This is a genomic window from Kitasatospora sp. NPDC127060 (assembly GCF_042724935.1).
Classification (GTDB): domain Bacteria; phylum Actinomycetota; class Actinomycetes; order Streptomycetales; family Streptomycetaceae; genus Kitasatospora.
Genome location: NZ_JBHXEG010000074.1, coordinates 19168 through 36382 on the forward strand (window position 1 = coordinate 19168; position 17215 = coordinate 36382).

Sequence of the window (17215 nt, forward strand, 5' to 3'; positions counted from 1 at the left end):
GCTCACCGCCCCAGGAAGACGCGGAACCAGGCGGGCCGCTGCTGCGCGAGGGCGGCCAGCAGGGCCAGGGCGACGCCGGCGGCTCCGGACAGCAGCCCCGGGTCGTCCACGGTGTTGCCGGGGAGGTCCTCGTCGGCGAACACCACCGGGTGCCGGGGGTCGGCGTACGCCAGCAGCCGTTCCAGCAGCCCGGGCAGCGCACCCCGCGCGGCCGCGCTGTGCGGGGCGAACTCCCGGGCGAGCATGACGAGTCCGGCCAGGCCGTGGCAGAGCGTGGGGGCGCGCAGTTCGGCGCCGGCCGCGCGGCGCAGTGCGGCCTCGAAGGACTCGACGGCGGTGGCCCGCAGTCCGGCGTCCCCGGTGGCGTCGGCGACGGTGAGCAGGGCGGCGGCGATCCCGGCGGTGCCGTAGCACCAGGCGAGTTGGTCGTGGCAGTGGGCGAGCGGCCGCTCGGCGCCGTGCTCGTCGACCGGGACGCCGTTGGCCCACAGCGGGCCCTGGTCGTCGGTCAGCCGGTGGCGCAGCAGCCAGCCGGTGAGCGCGGCGAGGGCCTCGCGCTGGCCGGGGCGGCGGTGGCCGGCCGCCCAGGCGGCGGCGAGCGCTGCGGCCACCCCGGGCACGCCGTGGGAGACACCCAGGTTGAGGTAGCCGTGCGGGTACTGCCGGTGGTAGTCGCCGACCGGCGGGTAGACCTCGGGCCGCAGCAGCCAGCCCGGCGGGGTGCCCTCCGGCCGGTCGGGGCCGGCCAGCCGGATCAGCCGGTCGAGCAGCACGGCGGCGGCCTCGCGGACCCTCGGGCTCGGCTCGGCCGGGGCGGTGAGGCAGGCCAGCACGCCGGCCGCGCCGTTGACCAGGTCGTAGTCGGAGTCGCTGACCGGTTGCCCGTCGGCCGGCCACTCGGTGGCGATCGCCTGCTCGGCGAGCTGCTCGTACAGCCGCAGCAGGCTGGGCCGGAAGCGGGGTTCGTCCTCGGCGCAGTCGGCCAGGGCCAGGGCGAGGCCCGCGGTGCCGCCGAACAGGCCGGGGCCGGAGAGCGGTTCGACCTGGGTGGCGAGCACCGCCTCGCGGATGTGGCCGTGGGCGTGCTCGCGGTCGCCGAGGCCGGCCCGGGCGGCGTACAGGTGGAGCAGGGCGAGGCCGGCCTGGCCGTGGCTCAGGCTGGGCGGGTACCAGCCCATCGGTACGGCGGCCTGGTCGGCGGCGCGCAGCGCGAGCTCGGCCCACTGGTCGGTGGTCGCGGTCCGGGACACCACGAGGCGCACCGCGTCGCGGACCCGTTCGGCGAGCGGGGCGTCGGGGGTGCGGACGGGCGGTTCGCCGGTTTCCCGGACGGTGTGCATGCGTTCTCCCTCGGAGCGGTGGCCTCGGAGGCCGTGGCGGGCCGGCGTCGTGCCGGCCCTGGGGTTTCGTGCCGGCTCTGGAGTTCCGGGGCGGCTCTGGAGTTCCGGGCGCGCCCGGCGCGAGAATGGGCGGACGGGTGCTGCCGTGTCCTGAATCCACGGCAGCACCCGTCACCTCACCGGATGTCAGTCCTGCGACGGGTTCGAGCAGAAGCCCGAGGTGCACAGGCTGGTGCAGACACAGGTCGAGGTCACCTTGCAGCCGATCCGGGTGCAGACGGTGCGGGTGGCCAGACTGCTGATCGACGGCGTGGGCAGCTGGCCGCCGCCCTGGACCGGCGAGCTGATGCGGGCGTCCAGGTCGAATGCGTTGTCGGACATCGTGAATTCCCTTCGAATCCGCCCACTCCGGTTTCCCGGAGGGGTTCGGGGGCTTCTCCCCCGCGATTCGATGATGTCCCGGCCCGCTTTCCGTGGCTATTGTCGCCGACGACAGTCCCACGGTTTCCGGGATTCAGGCGGCGGGTGCCTGCCGGGTCCGCCCGGGTGCGATGAGGTGGGCATAGGAGGCGAGGCAGCCGGAGAGCCGGGATTCGAGTTCGAGTTTTTCCAGTACGGCCGTGAGATGGGCCCGTACGGTGCGTTCGGTGACCTGCAGCCGGGCCGCCATCTGATGATTGCTGAGGCCCTCGGCGAGCATCACGAATACCTCGCGCTCGCGGGGTGTCAGTCTGCCGAGACGGTCCAGTGCGCGGGTCCAGGCGGGTTCGCTTCCGGCGGCCGCCGTGGTCCTCGCGAAGTCATTCACGTCATCTCCCCGTTGTCCATCCGACGGATTCGGTGGGGCGGCTCCGTCCGGGCCGCACAGGACAGAACGTAGGCACAGTTCGAACCGGAAGCAACCATGATCCGACGGTGGCTACGGAGCGTCAGGACCGCCCCGGACCGGGCCGTCCGCCCGTCCGGAGGGGTTGTCCAGCGGAATCACGGGATTCCCCGCGCAGCCGGAACGCGGCGCTCCGGGGAAACCCCCGCCGTCCGGCGGGGATGGTTCCATTGGCACCATTCTCACTGTCCGTGGAGGCCTTCGACCGGGGCCCGGGGCCACGGCCGGCGGAACCGGTCGGGCCGATCCGGAAGTGTGCCCACCGCTTGTCGGGTTCCGTCCCGTCCTACCGGTTCCGCCCCGACCGGCACTTGACTCCCCCTAAACCAAACCGGTTACCATCGATGACATGAGCATTGCGTTGACGGGCTCGCAATCACCACTGCACATCCAGATCGAACGTCGGCTCCAGTGGTCGATCGAACGGGGGGAATACACCGAAGGCGAATCACTGCCGTCGGCGAGCGCTTTGTCGGCAAATTTCCGGGTCAACCGGAACACCGTGCTGCGGGCGCTACGGAAATTGCGCGCGAAAGGCCTGATCGATTTCGGCCGGGGCCGCGGAATCATCGTCGTCGCGCGTTCCGGATGCGGGCCGACCGAGGTCGCGGGCCTCTCCGACCAACTGCGCCGACTGGTCTCCGTCGCCGACGCCCACGGCGTGGCCCGGTCCTCGCTGATCTCCGCCATCGAACGCATGCCCCACCCGGTCGAGGGCGCCGCAACCCCGCGCCGGGCGGCCCAGCAGCCGCGACCCTAGGGCCTGTCTTCAAACCCTCGTCGTTCGCCCGGAGGGCGGGCGGGGCGGCGTTGGGGTGCGTGCATCGCAAGGCGGAGGTGGGGGCACCTCCCGGCCGGAGGCTGGGGGCGGAGCCCGATGCAGCGCATCGGCGACCGACGACAACGCGGCGAGGTGCGTGCCGCCCCGGCGGCGGCCCGCAGACGAGGGTGTGAAGACGGGCCCTGGCGTTCGTCGCCCCGCGGGTCAGGCGCCCTCGGCGGCCGCCTCGGCGAGCGAGTCCAGCACCGGGCGGATCAGCGGGTGGCCGTCGGCGCCGGCCCGGACGGCGGCGAAGACCCGGCGGGTGGCCAGCTCGCTGTCGACCGGACGGACCGCCACCCGGGACAGGTCCACCCCGCGCAGCGCCGAGCGCGGCACCAGCGCGACGCCCGCCCCGGCCGAGGCCAGCGCCACCACGGCCCGGAAGTCGTCCGAGGAGTGCAGCAGGCGCGGCTGGAAGCCCGCGTGCTCGCAGGCCAGCAGGACCACGTCGTGGCAGGGGTTGCCCGGGTAGGGACCGATCCACGGCTCGGCGGCCAGCGCGGCCACCGCGAGCGGCCCGGACTCGGCGGCCAGCGGGTGGGCCAGCGGCAGCACCGCCTCGAAGGGCTCGGCGTACAGCGGGACCCTGGTCAGCCGGGCGTCGTCGGCGCGCGGGGCGCCCCGGTACTCGACGGCCACCGCGAGGTCGGCCCGCCCGTCCAGCACCATCGGCAGGCTGGCGTCGCCCTCGGCGTCCAGCACCTTCAGCCGCACCCCCGGCGCGTGCCCGGCGAGCAGGCCGATCGCCGGGGCGAGCACGTGCGAGATGCCGGTGGCGAAGGAGGCCACGGTGACCTCGCCCGCGACGCCCGCGCTGTAGGCGGCGAGGTCGGCCTCGGCGCGCTCCAGTTGGGCGAGCACCGCGTCCGCGTGGCCGAGCAGGATCTCCCCGGCGGCGGTCAGCCGCACGCCCCGGCCCTCCCGGGCCAGCAGGTGGTGCCCGGTCTCCTGCTCCAGGGCGGCCAGCTGCTGGGAGACCGCGGAGGGGGTCAGGTAGAGGGCGGCCGCCGCGGCGGTCACGGTGCGGTGGTCCGCCACGGCCCGGAGGGTCCGCAGCCGTCGTGCGTCGATCACAGGCCAATTCTGCCAGCGTCGCGGAGGGAAGCGTCGGGGCCGGCGCGGGGCCGGCGCGGGGCCGGCGCGGGGCCGGCTCGGGGCCGGCGCGGGGCCGGCGCGGGAGCGGGCCGGGGCTCGGCTCGGGGCCGGCGCGCGGGGCAGTACCACCGGTGGCGTATTTCGGGGCGAGATCGCCTGGCGCCGTTGACCGTCCCGCTCGATCGACGCTTGGCTCGTGGCCGAGCCGAGCCGGGCCGCGGGCAGCCCTGGACAGCCTGGGGCCCGGCACCGTCATCAGGGGAGGACGATCCATGACCACCACCGCTCGTTCCCGCCGCGGCCTGGCCCGTGCCGCCTGCGTGCTGCTGGCCGCCGTCGCAGCCGGCGCCGTGATGCCGGCCGCCGAGGCCCGGCCGCCCAAGGGCGACACCGCCCGGGTCAGCGAGGGCGGCAAGGGCGAGCAGCTCGACGGCCCCTCGTACGCGCTCGGGCTGAGCGCCGACGGCCGGTCCGCGCTGTTCTCCTCGACCGCGACCGACCTGCTGCCCGACGGCGTCCCGAACGGCGGCGACGTCTACGTCCGGGACCTGCGCAACGGGCACCTGGAGCGGGCCGGTGTGGCCGCCGACGGCTCCCGGCTGAACGCCGCCACCACGGACGCCTCAATCAGTGGCGACGGCCGCTACGTCGCCTTCAGCACCGCCGCCACCAACGTGCTGCCCGGCCAGGCCAGGCACCGGAGCGACGTCTACGTCCGCGACCGCTGGACCGGCCGCACCGAGCCGATCTCCACCGGCACCCTCACCACCACCGACGACGAGACCCTCCGCAGCGCCGTCAACCCGTCGCTGAGCCAGGACGGCCGCTACGTCGCCTTCGCCTCCGACCGCACCGACCTGGCCCCCGGCGTGCACCGCGGTAAGCAGAACGTGTTCGTCACCGACCGCTGGACCCACACCACCCGGCTGGTCACCACCGGGATCGACGGCGAGCCGGCCGACAACGACTCCTTCCGTCCGACCATCAGCGCGGACGGCGCCACCGTCGGCTTCACCTCCCGGGCGGGCAACCTCGTCCCGGCCGCGCCGGCCACCGCCCCGGCCGCGGCCGGGTTGGCCGGCCCCCGGTTCTACCCGTACTTCGTCTGGAAGGCCGACACCGGAGGGATCACCGGCGCCAGCCTGGACGCCACCGGCGCGCTGACCGGCAGCGGCAACGACGCCCGGATCAGCCCCGACGGCCGCTTCGCCCTCTACGGCCTGCCGGCCTACGGCGTCGGGCGGCCCGGTACCCACGGCATCCGGATGGACCTCTACGTCCGGGAGCTGGCCACCGGCCGGACCACCCTGGTCAACACCCCCCTGCCCGGCACCACGACCACCGAGGGCGCCTACGACCCGGCCATGACCGCCGACGGCCGCTGGGTCTACTTCGACTCCGGCGCGGACGACCTGGTGCCCGGCGACACCAACGGGCAGAGCGACGTGTTCCGCCGGGACCTCCGGACCGGCCGGATCGAGCGCGTCACCGCCACCCGGGACGGCGGGCAGAGCACCGGCGGCTCCGACAGCCCGTACGTCGACGCCACCGGCGACACCGTCGTCTTCACGGCCGAGGACGCCAACCTCGTCCCGGGCGACACCAGCGGCCACCTGGACGTGTTCCTGCGCCGGCTGTGACCGGCCCGTCGTCCGGCCCAGTCGCCCCGTCGATTACAACAGTTGACGTAGTTTCCAATCGGATCCATCTCAGTTGTTGACCTCGGGCCCGCCCCCTTCCTCCCCGCGCCGAGGCCCCGTCCGGCCGGGGAGGAGGACCGGGACCTCAGCGCACCGGCAGGGCGACCTCCGCCGGACCGAAGGTCACCGTGCTGCCCTTCGGCGTCTCGCCGCCGTACAGGTCGTCGTGGGTGCCGAGCACCAGGGCCAGCCGGTGCCCGGCCGGGAGGTCGTAGGCGGTGGGGAACAGCGTGACGTCCAGCGGGAAGGGCTGCCCCACCGGCCGGCCGGACCAGCTCTGCGGGGCGTGGGCGATCAGCCGGCCGACACCGAGGGCGTCCACGTCGTAGAGGTACGCGACGCCCGTGCCCTGCGGTGCGGAGCTGGTCACGGTGGTGTGCACCCGGGCGGCCCCGCGCACCGAGAGGCCCCGCCGGTACGGCTCCGACTGCCGGACGGCGGCGGCATCCCGGTCCAGCAGCGGCACCAGGACGGTCGGCGGCTGGTGCAGCCACTGGTCGACCAGGCCGGAGAGCAGCACGACGCCGCCGCTCGCACCGGACGGCTGGTCGCCGCGGACGGTGGAGCTGTCGCCGAAGCTCAGCCGCTCGGTGCGGGAGGCGACGGAGCGCCAGTCCGGGTACGCCTCGTGGGCGCCGCCCGGGCGGACCTCCAGGTCCACGCCCTGCGCCTGGTCGTTCGCGCCGGGCGAGCCCTTGAGGTAGCGGTCCAGCCAGCCGCGGGCGTTGTCCCAGGTGGCGTCGGAGAAGCCGAGCAGGCCGGTGAACTCCTGGCTGGCGTGGTCGCCGGGCCGCAGCTCCAGGCGCTTGGGCACGGTCAGCCGCTGGTAGAAGTCGGTCATCTGGCCGGGGTTGAAGAAGCTGTCGCTCCAGCCGTTGGCGAGGTAGACCGCGGCGCCGTTGGCATTGATCCGGTCCAGGTAGGTGGCGGGCGAGCGGACGTCCGCCCACTTGACCACCGCGGGCAGGTCGTGGTCGGCGAACAGGTCGTCCAGGGCGGTGGCGAACTCCGGGCTCTTACGGCCGGTCAGGCCCTCGATGGTGGCCAGCCGGTCGGCGGCGGAGGTGTGCCGGGTCTGCCCGCTGTACAGCGCGTCGGTGAGGTCGGCCCAGCCGCTCAGCGAGGCGACGGCCTTGATCCGCCGGTCGAACGCGGCGCCGAGGAGGGTGAGGCCGCCGCCGAGCGACAGGCCGATCATGCCGACCCGGTCCGGATCGGCCTGGGTGTGGGCGAGCGCCCAGTCGATCACCGTGGAGATGTCGGCGACGTCCTTGGGCCCGGCGACGTCCACCTCACCGCCCGACCGCCAGAAGCCGCGGACGGTGTACGTCACGACGACGTACCCGGCGGCGGCGAACTTGTGCCCCTGGGCGACGTACTCCAGGTCGTTCTGCCCCCAGCTGGCCGGCTGCACCACCACCGGGTAGCGCCCTCGGGCGTCCGCCCCCGGCGCCCCGGCGGGCGGGGTGAACACGTCGGCCTTGAGGACGACGCCGTCCCGGGCGGTGATGTCCGCCAGCCGGAAACCGCCGAACGCCGAGGCGCCGGCGGGCACGGCGGGCACGGCGGGCACGGCGGGCACGGCGGGCACGGCGGGCACGGCGGGCACGAACGCGGGCGCCGCGACGGCGGGTTGAGCCGCCACCCCCACCCCTAGCCCGAGCGCCAGGGCCAGGACGGCGCTCGCCGCCCGCTGTCCGCCGGTCCGGTGTCCGCTGGTCCGGTGGCGTCGTGCCATCACGCTCTGCTCCCTCAGTTCACCCGATGTGATCATGGTGAGCCTAAGGATCTGACGGCTTCTCAGAGGAGGTGGTGATCAGCCAAATTACTGGCCGGTAACGTACCGTCGACTCTGCCGACGACCCTCCCCGCCGACCCCGGAAACCGCGAACGGAGGTGGGACACCGGTACGGCCGGCGTCCCACCTCCGTACCGGGAGGGTGGGGCAGGTGGTCTGGTGGCCGTGCGGCGGGGGCGAATCGATTCGCCACTGCCGCACGGCGGTTGTGAGCCCGCGGGCCGGTCCGGTTCCGAGCGGTCCGGCCCGCGGGCAGCCTGTGCGGGCCCTGCCCGGGCCCGGCAGCCCGGGGCGGTCAGCCCTCCATCGCGGCGCGGGCGTCCACGAAGGCCGCGACCGCGCGCTCGACGTCCTCGGTGGAGTGCGCCGCGGACAGCTGGACCCGGATCCGGGCCTGGCCGTGCGGGACCACCGGGTAGGAGAAACCGATCACGTACACGCCGCGCTCCAGCAGGAGTTCGGCGAGCCGGCCCGCCTTCGCCGCGTCGCCGATCATCACCGGGGCGATCGGGTGGTCGCCCGGCAGGATCTCGAACCCGGCCTCGGTCATCTTCGAGCGGAACAGCGCGGTGTTGGCCGCCAGCCGCTCGCGCAGCTCGTTGGACTGCTCGACCAGGTCGAGCACCTTCAGCGAGGCGGCCGCGATCACCGGGGCCAGCGAGTTGGAGAACAGGTACGGGCGGGAGCGCTGGCGCAGCAGGGCGACGATCTCCCGGCGGGCGGCGACGTAGCCGCCCGAGGCGCCGCCGAGCGCCTTGCCCAGGGTGCCGGTGATGATGTCCACCCGGTCCATCACGCCGTGCAGTTCGGGGGTGCCCCGGCCGCCGGCGCCGACGAAGCCGACGGCGTGCGAGTCGTCGACCATGACCATGGCGTCGTAGCGGTCGGCCAGGTCGCAGATCTCGCGCAGCGGGGCGACGTAGCCGTCCATCGAGAAGACGCCGTCGGTGACGATCAGGCGGCGGCGGGCGTCCTGGGTCTCCTTGAGCTGCTGCTCCAGATCGGCCAGGTCGCGGTTGGCGTAACGGTGGCGGCGGGCCTTGCTGAGCCGGATGCCGTCGATGATGCTGGCGTGGTTGAGCGCGTCGGAGATGACGGCGTCCTCCGCACCGAGGATGGTCTCGAAGACGCCGCCGTTGGCGTCGAAGCAGGAGGAGTAGAGGATGGTGTCCTCCTGGCCGAGGAAGGCCGAGAGGCGGTCCTCCAGCTCCTTGTGCACGTCCTGGGTGCCGCAGATGAAGCGCACCGAGGCCATGCCGTAGCCCCAGCGGTCCAGGGCGTCCTTGGCCGCGGCGATCACCTCGGGGTGGTCGGCCAGGCCGAGGTAGTTGTTGGCGCAGAAGTTCAGCACCTCGCCGGGGCGGCCGCCGGAGGTGACGGTGACCTCGGCGCTCTGCGGGCTGCCGATCACCCGCTCCGGCTTGAACAGGCCGGCCTCGCGGATCTCGTCGAGGGTGGTGGCGATGTCGGCGCGCACGTTGTCGAACACGGGCAGACTCCTAGTCGTGACGGCGGAGCGTCGGATCGGCGGCGCCCAGGCAGGGCTCGGGCGGAACTCAGGCGGGACTCGGCAGGACTCAGGCGGAGCTCAGGCGGTCCAGTCGAGGATGATCTTGCCGCAGTTGCCGCTCGCGGCGTCGTCGAAGGCGGCTTCGAACTCGGTGGCGGCGTAGCGGCCGGTGATCACCGGGCTGAGGTCCAGGCCGCCCTCCAGCAGTACGGACATCGCGTACCAGGTCTCGAACATCTCGCGGCCGTAGATGCCCTTGATGGTGATCATCGAGGTGACGATCGAGGCCCAGTCCACCGGGAAGTCCTCGGCCGGCAGGCCCAGCATGGCGATCTTGCCGCCGTGGGTCATGTTGGCGATCATCGACTGCATCGCCTCGGGGCGGCCGGACATCTCCAGGCCGACGTCGAAGCCCTCACGCAGGCCCAGCTTCTGCTGGCCCTCCTCGATGGTGTGCTCGGCGACGTCGAGCGCCAGCGTCACGCCGACCCGGCGGGCCAGGTCGAGGCGGTACGGGGAGACGTCGGTGATCATCACGTTGCGGGCGCCGGCGTGCTTGGCGACGGCGGCGGCCATGATGCCGATCGGGCCGGCGCCGGTGACCAGCACGTCCTCGCCGACCAGCGGGAAGGACAGCGCGGTGTGCACGGCGTTGCCGAAGGGGTCGAAGATCGCGGCCACGTCGAGGTCGACCGGCACCCGGTGCACCCAGACGTTGGAGGCCGGCAGGGCCACGTACTCGGCGAAGGCGCCGTCCCGGTTGACGCCCAGGCCGATGGTGTTGCGGCACAGGTGGCGGCGCCCGGCCAGGCAGTTGCGGCACTTGCCGCAGACCAGGTGGCCCTCGCCGCTGACCAGGTCGCCGATCGCGATGTCCGCGACACCGGCGCCGAGCTCGGCGACCTCGCCGACGAACTCGTGGCCGAGCACCAGCGGGGTCTTGATGGTCTGCTGCGCCCAGCCGTCCCACTTGCGGATGTGCAGGTCGGTGCCGCAGATGCCGGTGCGCAGCACCTTGATCAGCACCTCGCCGGGGCCGATCTCGGGCTTCGGGACGTCGATCATCCAGAGGCCGGGCTCGGCGTTCTGCTTGACGAGTGCCTTCACGGGCGACGGCTCCTGACGTGCTGATCGGGGCGGCCTCCGGAGATGGGGCAGGCCGAGGGGGCGCGGTTCGGCCGCTCCTGACGGGCACGCTCCGGCAGGCAGAAATCTGCCTGGTGGGAGGGGGTGCGGTCCATCGAGGAATTCTTAAGGGCGACCACAGCTGGGCTAAACGATCGTGCCCGAGCTGGGCCCGGAGGCGGCCGCGGCATGCCGGTGCTCACCCGTCCGGCCGAGCGCGGGGCACCGGTCGCGACACCAACCGGCCGTGCCACCGGGGTACTTGACAACGGTCCGCCAGCGGGGCGGGAGCGGCGGGGGCCACCCGGGTGGGCATTGGGTCCGTTCGGGCCAGCCCGGCCGCCACCGGCGCGCGGGCGTTCGAGGCCGGTGCTTACGGTGACGACGATCCCCCCACGGCCCCGTGGAGCAGCGCTCCGGGGCCCATCGCCAAGGGCCGTCCGCCCCAGAGAGGCGCTCTCGACACATGACCAAGATCCGACGGCCGCGAGCGGCCGCACCCCGTTCCGTCGGCCGTGGTTCCGTCGCCCGCGCGACCGCCGCAGCCCTGGCCCTGACCGGGCTGCTCGCCGTCTCCGCCTGCTCCGGCGACTCGAAGTCGGGCGGGCAGGCCGCCGAACCGGCGGTCACCGCCGAGCCGGCCGCGCTCAGCCCGTCCGCGACCGCTTCGGGCAGCGCCTCCTCGAACGCGGTGGTGCCGCTCACTCCCGCCGTCACCGCCCGGTTGGACGTCGCGATCCAGCGGGTGCTGAAGCAGAACGCCGTCCCCGGCATCTCGGTCGGGATCCTCACGCCGAACGGCACCTACCAGAAGTCCTTCGGCGTCTCCGACAAGACCGCCAACACCCCGATGGACGCCGGGCTGTTCACCCGCATCGGCAGCGAGAGCAAGACCTACACCGCGACGGCCGTGCTGCGGCTGGTGGACCAGGGCAAGGTCGGCCTGGACGACCCGATCTCCAAGTACGTGGACGGCGTCCCCGGCGGCGACGGCATCACCGTGCGCCAGCTCGGCGAGATGCGCAGCGGGCTCTTCCCGTACAGCTCCGACCCGGACTTCGTGAACACCCTGATCAACGACCCGAACCACGTGTTCACCCCGGACCAGCTGCTCGCCTACGGCTACAAGCACCCCGCCATGTTCCCGCCCGGCACCAAGTTCCAGTACAGCAACAGCAACTACATCCTGCTGGGCAAGCTGATCGAGAAGGTCAGCGGGCAGAGCGCCGGTGACTTCCTCCAGGCCCAGGTGTTCACGCCGGCCTCGCTGAGCAAGACCAGCTTCCCCAGCGACGGGACCCTCCCCGACCCGCACGCCCACGGCTACACCAACCAGACGCCGGACGGGTCGATCCAGGACTCCACCAACTGGAACCCGTCCTGGGCGTGGACCGCCGGGGCCGTCATCACCCAGCTCGGCGACCTGGAGAGCTGGGCGAAGACCATGGCCACCGGCGCCATCATCAGCCCGGCCAGCCAGACCGAGCGCCTGAAGACCCTGCCGACCGGCGACCCCGGCGTCACCTACGGCTTCGGGCTGTTCGACAACGGCGGGTGGATCGGGCACAACGGCTCGATGCCGGGCTTCGAGAGCGTCGCGGTGTACATGCCGGACGCCCAGGCCACCCTGGTGCTGCTGCTCAACACGGATGTGATCTCCCAGGGCCAGGAGCCGTCCACGCTGTTCGCCAACGAGATCACCAAGATCATCTCGCCGAACCACGTCTACGCGCTCCCGGCGGAGACCGCCTCGCCGTCAGCCCCCGGCCCGGGCCCGGCGTCCGGCTCCGCGTCGGCCGCCACCTCCGGGAGCGGCGCGCCCTCGCCGACGGGCAGCGCCCCGACCACGGTACGGGCCTGAACTCTTCAAGTCGACGGCGACTGCCGCGAGTTGCCGTGGGACCGTCCCGGCGTCGACCGGGGCGGGCCTACGGCGTTCCGTCGGATCCCCGGCACCTCGGATCCCCGGCACCTCAGATCCCCGGCACCTCAGATCCCCAGCACCTTGCCGAGGTCGTACGAGACCGGCTCCTCCAACTGCCCGTAGCCGCAGCTCTCCGGCGTGCGGTCCGGCCGCCAGCGGCGGAACTGCGCGGTGTGCCGGAAGCGGGTGCCCTCCATGTGGTCGTACGCCACCTCGACCACCCGCTCGGGGCGCAGCGCGATCCACGACAGGTCCTTGCCGCCGGTCCAGCGGCTGACCGCCCCCGGCAGCCGGCCCTCGGCGTGCGCGGACTCCTCCGCCCAGGCACCCCAAGGGTGTTGGGAGAGGTCGTCCATCCTGAGCGGGGCGAGTTCCTCCACCAGTTCGTGGCGGCGGGCCATCGAGAAGGCGGCGCAGACGCCGACGTGCTGGAGCCTGCGCTCGTCGTCGTAGATGCCCAGCAGCAGCGAGCCGACCACCGGGCCGCTCTTGTGCTCGCGGTAGCCGGCCACCACGCAGTCGGCGGTGCGCTCGTGCTTGATCTTGAACATGCTCCGCTCGCCCGGGCGGTACGGCTGGTCCAGCGGCTTGGCCACCACACCGTCCAGCCCGGCGCCCTCGTACTCGGCGAACCAGGTCTGCGCCAGCTCCCGGTCGGTCGAGGCGGGAGCGGTGAACACCGGGTCGGCGGCGTCGGCGAGCGCCGCCTCCAGGGCCGGGCGGCGCACCGAGAGCGGCTCGTCCAGGAGCGAGTCGTCACCGAGGGCGAGCAGGTCGAAGGCCACGAAGGAGGCGGGCGTGCGCTCGGCGAGCATTCTCACCCGGCTCGCCGCCGGGTGGATCCGCTCCAGCAGCTCCTCGAAGCGCAGCCGCCCGTCCCGGGCGATCACCACCTCGCCGTCCAGCACGCAGCGCGGCGGCAGCTCCCGTCGGAAGGCCTCCACCAGTTCGGGGAAGTACCTGGTCAGCGGCTTGCCGGTACGGCTGCCCAACTCGACCTCGTCGCCGTCGCGGAACACGATGCTGCGGAAGCCGTCCCACTTGGCCTCGTACTGCATCCCCGGCGGGATCCTGGCCACCGACTTGGCGAGCATCGGCGCCACCGGCGGCATCACGGGCAGGTCCATGAGTCCCAGCCTCACCCCAACGGGCTCGGGGCGCGCGCCGGGCGCGGCGCCCTTAGCGTGGGAGCCATGGGCGCAGCCGTCGAACTGGAAGTCGCCGGGCGCACCGTCCGGCTGTCCAACCCGGACAAGGTGTACTACCCCGAGCGCGGCTTCACCAAGCTGGACGTCGCGCAGTACTACCTGGCCGTGGCCGACGGGGTGCTGCAAGGACTGCGGGACCGGCCCACCACCCTCCAGCGCTTCCCCGACGGCGTCGACGGCGAGTTCTTCTACCAGAAGCGCGCGCCCAAGGGCCTGCCGGACTGGCTGCCCACCGCCCGGATCGAGTTCCCCAGCGGCCGCTCCGCCGACGAGATCTGCCCCACCGAGCCCGCCGCCGTCCTGTGGGCCGCCAACCTGGGCTGCCTCACCTTCCACCCCTGGCCGGTCCGGCGCGGCGACACCGACCACGTCGACGAACTGCGCATCGACCTCGACCCGCAGCCCGGCACCGACTTCCACGACGCCGTCCGCGCCGCCCACGAACTGCGCGCCGTGCTGGAGGAACACGGGCTGCGCGGCTGGCCCAAGTCCTCCGGCGGGCGCGGCCTGCACATCTACGTGCCGCTCGTCCCCGAGTGGACCTTCACCGACGGCCGGCACGCGGTGATCGCCCTCGGCCGGGTCCTGGAACAGCGGATGCCTGGCCGGGTGACCACCGCCTGGTGGAAGGAGGAACGCGGCGAACGCATCTTCGTCGACTACAACCAGATGGCCCGCGACCGCACCATCGCCTCCGCCTACTCCCTGCGCGCCCGTCCCCGCGCCACGGCCTCCACCCCACTGCGCTGGGACGAACTCGACGACGCCTCCCCCGAGGACTTCGACCTGCGCACCGTCCCCGCCCGCTTCGCCGAACTCGGCGACCTCAACGCCGAGATGGCGGACCACGCCTACCGGCTGGACGCCCTCCTGGAGCTGTACGACAAGCAGCTCCACGACGAGGGCCTCGGCGAACTCCCCTACCCGCCCGACCACCCCAAGGCCGCCGGCGAACCGCCCCGGGTACAGCCCAGCAGGGCCCGCAAGAAGGCGACTTAGGCCCTCCCGCCACGCTCGCCGAGGTGCGGGCGTACGCCGTGGGCAGTGGCTTCCGGGGTTCACGCTCCGGCAACCGCTGTTCTGGCGTCGCCGGTCGGTCTTAGGCTGGCGATCATCGGCCGGGACGGAAAGGGAATCGCGATGGGCACACGGGGGCTGGCGGAGATCCTCGCGGACGCGGCGGGCGGGGTGTTCCCGCCGCCGGACGGGACGGTGACGGTGCTGCCCCAGCCCTCGCCGCGCGAGGCCGGGGTGATCGCCTTCGCCGCCCACGCCGTGGTGTTCACCGACCAGGACCCCGACTGGGTGCGGGCCGCCCTCGCCGCCGACCCCGGCGACCCGCTGTCCGCGCCGCTCTGCCCGCCGTTCCTGACCGCCCTCGCCCAGCGGACCGGACGGACCGTCAACAACATCGACCTGCTCTCCGTCGCCGGCCGCCTCCCCGGCCCGCCGCCGCTGCCGCTCACCCCCGTCCATGACCGCCGACACCCCCGGGTGGTAAGGGCGTTGCGCTACCGCGAGGACGTCCGGGTGTACGAGGCCGACGGCGGCGTGCTCATCCTCGGCCGCGGCGTGGCCGGCCGCTGGGAGACGGCCGTCGAGGTCGGCCCCACCGCCCAGGGCCGCGGCCTCGGCCGCACCCTGGCCACCGCCGCCCGCCACCTGCTGCCCGAGGGCGACGCCGTCTGGGCCCAGCAGGCCCCCGGCAACGCCCCCAGCGTCCGCGCCTTCCAGGCCGCGGGCTACCGGCCGGTGGGCGCCGAGGCACTGCTGGTGCTCGGCCGGCCGTAGGGCCCGTCCACCCGGACCTCGTCGGCCGCCAGGTCGTACCGGAGGAACGGCCCGTCGCCGTCGGCGTCCGTCGACACCGACCTGCCCAGCCGCCGCCCGACCGCGGCCAGGAAGCCGCACACGTCGTCCAGACCTTCCTGGCCACGGAGTCGCTCGACATCGACGTCGAATTCGATCCGCTCCGCACGGCCGAACCGGAACACCACCCCGACCTCCGGCCCCGGCCGTACGCTCGACACCGGGCACGCGGCACCGCTCGGCCAGGACAGCACCTCCTCGGCGCGCGGCCACGGCAGCTCGAAGCAGCCCACGACGAACGTGTGCTCCCAGCCCCGCTCCACCACCAGGTCGAGCAGTGCCTGCCAGTCCGCCACCGCGGTGTCCGCGACGCACCCGCCCGGCAGCCAGCCATCGCGCTCCGGATCGAGCAGCCAGCCCCGGTGGTCCTCCCAGCGCAGATCGGTCATCGCACTCCTCCGAAGGGCTCCACAGCACCCGGCCCCGGTCCGCCTCCAGGGTCCGTCGCGACCGCCGAGCCCGGCCGGTGGGCCGGCCGGCGCGTGCGGGTCATCGACCTCACGCCCTGATCGAGTCCGGGCCCGGCCGCCGTCAGCCCCGCGCGCCGGCCGGGGCCAGGCGGGCGATGGTCCGGACGGCCTCGGTGATCTGGGTGTCGGTGAGGTCGGCGCGGGCGGTGAGGCGCAGCCGGGAGATGCCGTCCGGGACGGACGGGGGGCGGAAGCAGCCGACGGCGAGGCCGGCGCGGAGGCAGTCGGCGGCCCAGGTGACGGCGGCTTCCGGGCCGGGGGCGCGGACCGAGACGACGGCCGCGTCGGGCTCGCAGGCGTGCAGGCCCGCGGCGGTGAGCCGGGTGGCGAGGGCCCGGGCGACCTCGCGGGCGCGGTCGGCGCGCCGGGGTTCGGCGCGCAGCAGCCGCAGGGCCGCGAGGGCGGCGCCGGCGGCGGCCGGGGCGAGGCCGGTGTCGAAGATGAAGGTGCGGGCGGTCTCGGTGAGGTGCCGGATGACCCGGCGCGGGCCGAGGACGGCGCCGCCCTGGGAGCCGAGGGACTTGGAGAGGGTCACGGTGGCGACGGTGTCCGGCTCCCCCGCGAGGTCGGCGGCGGCCAGGGCGCCGCGCCCGCCGGGGCCGAGCACGCCCAGGCCGTGCGCGTCGTCCACCAGCAGCGCGGCGCCGTTCGCCCGGACGGCTTCGGACAGACCGCGCAGCGGCGCCGCGTCGCCGTCCACCGAGAACACCGAGTCGGTGACCACCAGCGCCCGCCGCTGTTCCCGCCCGGCGAGCGCCTCGGCGACGGCCGCCGGGTCGCTGTGCGGGGCGCGGTGGACGTCGGCGCGGGCGAGCCGGCAGCCGTCGATCAGCGAGGCGTGGTTGTAGGCGTCGGAGACGATCAGGGTGTCCGGGTCGGTCAGCGCGGTGAGCGCGGCGAGGTTCGCGGTGTACCCGGAGGAGAACACCAGCGCGGCCTCCACCCCGCAGAACTCGGCCAGTTCCGCTTCGAGTTCGGTGTGCAGCGCGGTCGTCCCGGTGACCAGCCGCGAGCCCGTCGACCCCCCGCCCCAGCGCAGCGCCGCCTCCCCGGCCGCCGCGGTCACCGCCGGGTGCCTGGTCAGCCCGAGGTAGTCGTTCCCGGCGAGGTCCAGCACCTGGTCCTGGGCGCCCCGGCTGCGCAGCCTGCGGGTCAGCCCGGCGTCGGCCCGCAGCCCGGCGGCCTCGTCGAGCCAGTCGAAGACGTGGCCGGGGGCGGGCGGGGCGGCGGGGCGGTTCTGGGAGGCAAGGGGTTGGGACATGCCCGGCACTCTGGCACGCCCCGCGAGACGGCGGCAATGTGCGACTCGGCACACCTCGGCGGGGTGTTCCTGACGCCGCCCGCACGGGTTTTCGGCAGCGGCGCGCAGGGCTGGCTCCGCAACGACGGCACGGTGCAGCTGATGGTCCGCTGCGATGCCCCGCCTCGTCGGCCTCCCCCGCCTCGTCCGCCGCGCCCTTCCGACGC

15 protein-coding genes are annotated in these 17215 nt (G+C 74.0%); 5 read left to right on the forward strand and 10 right to left on the reverse strand.

From position 1 onward, the window contains the following. Nucleotides 1-2: 2 nt before the first annotated feature. The 3 genes from ACFWIS_RS31280 to ACFWIS_RS31290 all read right to left on the reverse strand — a co-directional run bounded on the left by ACFWIS_RS31280 (nucleotide 3) and on the right by ACFWIS_RS31290 (nucleotide 2148). Nucleotides 3-1340, reverse strand: a complete 1338-nt coding sequence (locus tag ACFWIS_RS31280) for a lanthionine synthetase C family protein (protein ID WP_380459734.1) — start codon at nucleotides 1338-1340, stop codon at nucleotides 3-5. Nucleotides 1341-1526: 186 nt separating this feature from the next. Then, nucleotides 1527-1721 carry an FDLD family class I lanthipeptide gene (locus ACFWIS_RS31285; protein WP_380459732.1) on the reverse strand — a complete coding sequence of 65 codons (195 nt, stop codon included), beginning with the start codon at nucleotides 1719-1721 and terminating at the stop codon, nucleotides 1527-1529. A 133-nt stretch (nucleotides 1722-1854) separates the two neighbouring features. Continuing rightward, nucleotides 1855-2148 carry a helix-turn-helix transcriptional regulator gene (locus ACFWIS_RS31290; protein ID WP_380459730.1) on the reverse strand — a complete coding sequence of 98 codons (294 nt, stop codon included), beginning with the start codon at nucleotides 2146-2148 and terminating at the stop codon, nucleotides 1855-1857. A 427-nt stretch (nucleotides 2149-2575) separates the two neighbouring features. Here ACFWIS_RS31290 and ACFWIS_RS31295 point away from each other — a divergent pair, with 427 nt between their 5' ends. Continuing rightward, on the forward strand, nucleotides 2576-2986 hold the full coding sequence (locus tag ACFWIS_RS31295; RefSeq protein WP_380459728.1) for a GntR family transcriptional regulator: 411 nt from the start codon (nucleotides 2576-2578) through the stop codon (nucleotides 2984-2986). A gap of 225 nt (nucleotides 2987-3211) precedes the next feature. On the opposite strand, the gene ACFWIS_RS31300 is transcribed toward ACFWIS_RS31295, so the two are convergent. Beyond that, nucleotides 3212-4123, reverse strand: a complete 912-nt coding sequence (locus ACFWIS_RS31300) for a LysR family transcriptional regulator (RefSeq protein WP_380459726.1) — start codon at nucleotides 4121-4123, stop codon at nucleotides 3212-3214. A 293-nt stretch (nucleotides 4124-4416) separates the two neighbouring features. On the opposite strand from ACFWIS_RS31300, the gene ACFWIS_RS31305 reads away from it, so the two are divergent. Further along, nucleotides 4417-5784, forward strand: a complete 1368-nt coding sequence (locus tag ACFWIS_RS31305; protein WP_380459724.1) for a TolB family protein — start codon at nucleotides 4417-4419, stop codon at nucleotides 5782-5784. Nucleotides 5785-5929: 145 nt separating this feature from the next. Here ACFWIS_RS31305 and ACFWIS_RS31310 read toward each other — a convergent pair whose 3' ends face one another. From ACFWIS_RS31310 to tdh, 3 genes are all read right to left on the reverse strand, one after another. After that, the gene (locus ACFWIS_RS31310) at nucleotides 5930-7582 is read right to left on the reverse strand and encodes a CocE/NonD family hydrolase (protein WP_380524071.1); all 1653 of its coding nucleotides are present in this window, start codon (nucleotides 7580-7582) and stop codon (nucleotides 5930-5932) included. A 355-nt stretch (nucleotides 7583-7937) separates the two neighbouring features. Next, the gene (locus ACFWIS_RS31315; protein ID WP_380459720.1) at nucleotides 7938-9131 is read right to left on the reverse strand and encodes a glycine C-acetyltransferase; all 1194 of its coding nucleotides are present in this window, start codon (nucleotides 9129-9131) and stop codon (nucleotides 7938-7940) included. A gap of 99 nt (nucleotides 9132-9230) precedes the next feature. Next, nucleotides 9231-10259, reverse strand: coding sequence for an L-threonine 3-dehydrogenase (tdh, locus tag ACFWIS_RS31320; RefSeq protein WP_380459718.1), 1029 nt, complete (start codon nucleotides 10257-10259; stop codon nucleotides 9231-9233). Between the two features lie 484 nt (nucleotides 10260-10743). Here tdh and ACFWIS_RS31325 point away from each other — a divergent pair, with 484 nt between their 5' ends. Beyond that, nucleotides 10744-12138, forward strand: a complete 1395-nt coding sequence (locus ACFWIS_RS31325; protein WP_380459716.1) for a serine hydrolase domain-containing protein — start codon at nucleotides 10744-10746, stop codon at nucleotides 12136-12138. Between the two features lie 128 nt (nucleotides 12139-12266). On the opposite strand, the gene ACFWIS_RS31330 is transcribed toward ACFWIS_RS31325, so the two are convergent. After that, complete coding sequence (locus ACFWIS_RS31330; protein ID WP_380459714.1) at nucleotides 12267-13328, reverse strand: ATP-dependent DNA ligase; 1062 nt, start codon at nucleotides 13326-13328, stop codon at nucleotides 12267-12269. 66 nt (nucleotides 13329-13394) lie between these two features. Between ACFWIS_RS31330 and ligD the strand changes: the two genes are divergently transcribed. Together ligD and ACFWIS_RS31340 are read left to right on the forward strand one after the other, a co-directional pair. Continuing rightward, nucleotides 13395-14408 (forward strand): non-homologous end-joining DNA ligase, encoded by a 1014-nt coding sequence (ligD, locus tag ACFWIS_RS31335; RefSeq protein ID WP_380459712.1) that lies wholly within the window; start codon nucleotides 13395-13397, stop codon nucleotides 14406-14408. Between the two features lie 141 nt (nucleotides 14409-14549). Further along, nucleotides 14550-15200, forward strand: coding sequence for a GNAT family N-acetyltransferase (locus tag ACFWIS_RS31340; protein WP_380459710.1), 651 nt, complete (start codon nucleotides 14550-14552; stop codon nucleotides 15198-15200). Here the strand turns inward: ACFWIS_RS31340 and ACFWIS_RS31345 are convergent. Continuing rightward, entirely contained in the window at nucleotides 15152-15667 is a 516-nt protein-coding gene (locus ACFWIS_RS31345; RefSeq protein WP_380459708.1) for a hypothetical protein, read from the reverse strand. The two genes, ACFWIS_RS31340 and ACFWIS_RS31345, sit on opposite strands and share 49 nt — an antisense overlap. 142 nt (nucleotides 15668-15809) lie before the next feature. Continuing rightward, nucleotides 15810-17009 (reverse strand): 8-amino-7-oxononanoate synthase, encoded by a 1200-nt coding sequence (locus ACFWIS_RS31350; RefSeq protein ID WP_380459706.1) that lies wholly within the window; start codon nucleotides 17007-17009, stop codon nucleotides 15810-15812. Nucleotides 17010-17215: the final 206 nt, after the last annotated feature.

Bases quoted from the DNA above. Each gene is read 5' to 3' on its own strand.
- ACFWIS_RS31280 (WP_380459734.1), bottom strand. From the start codon at position 1,340: ATGCACACCGTCCGGGAAACCGGCGAACCGCCCGTCCGCACCCCCGAC.
- ACFWIS_RS31285 (WP_380459732.1), bottom strand. From the start codon at position 1,721: ATGTCCGACAACGCATTCGACCTGGACGCCCGCATCAGCTCGCCGGTC.
- ACFWIS_RS31295 (WP_380459728.1), top strand. From the start codon at position 2,576: ATGAGCATTGCGTTGACGGGCTCGCAATCACCACTGCACATCCAGATC.
- ACFWIS_RS31305 (WP_380459724.1), top strand. From the start codon at position 4,417: ATGACCACCACCGCTCGTTCCCGCCGCGGCCTGGCCCGTGCCGCCTGC.
- ACFWIS_RS31310 (WP_380524071.1), bottom strand. From the start codon at position 7,582: ATGGCACGACGCCACCGGACCAGCGGACACCGGACCGGCGGACAGCGG.
- ACFWIS_RS31325 (WP_380459716.1), top strand. From the start codon at position 10,744: ATGACCAAGATCCGACGGCCGCGAGCGGCCGCACCCCGTTCCGTCGGC.
- ACFWIS_RS31330 (WP_380459714.1), bottom strand. From the start codon at position 13,328: ATGGACCTGCCCGTGATGCCGCCGGTGGCGCCGATGCTCGCCAAGTCG.
- ligD (WP_380459712.1), top strand. From the start codon at position 13,395: ATGGGCGCAGCCGTCGAACTGGAAGTCGCCGGGCGCACCGTCCGGCTG.
- ACFWIS_RS31340 (WP_380459710.1), top strand. From the start codon at position 14,550: ATGGGCACACGGGGGCTGGCGGAGATCCTCGCGGACGCGGCGGGCGGG.
- ACFWIS_RS31345 (WP_380459708.1), bottom strand. From the start codon at position 15,667: ATGACCGATCTGCGCTGGGAGGACCACCGGGGCTGGCTGCTCGATCCG.
- ACFWIS_RS31350 (WP_380459706.1), bottom strand. From the start codon at position 17,009: ATGTCCCAACCCCTTGCCTCCCAGAACCGCCCCGCCGCCCCGCCCGCC.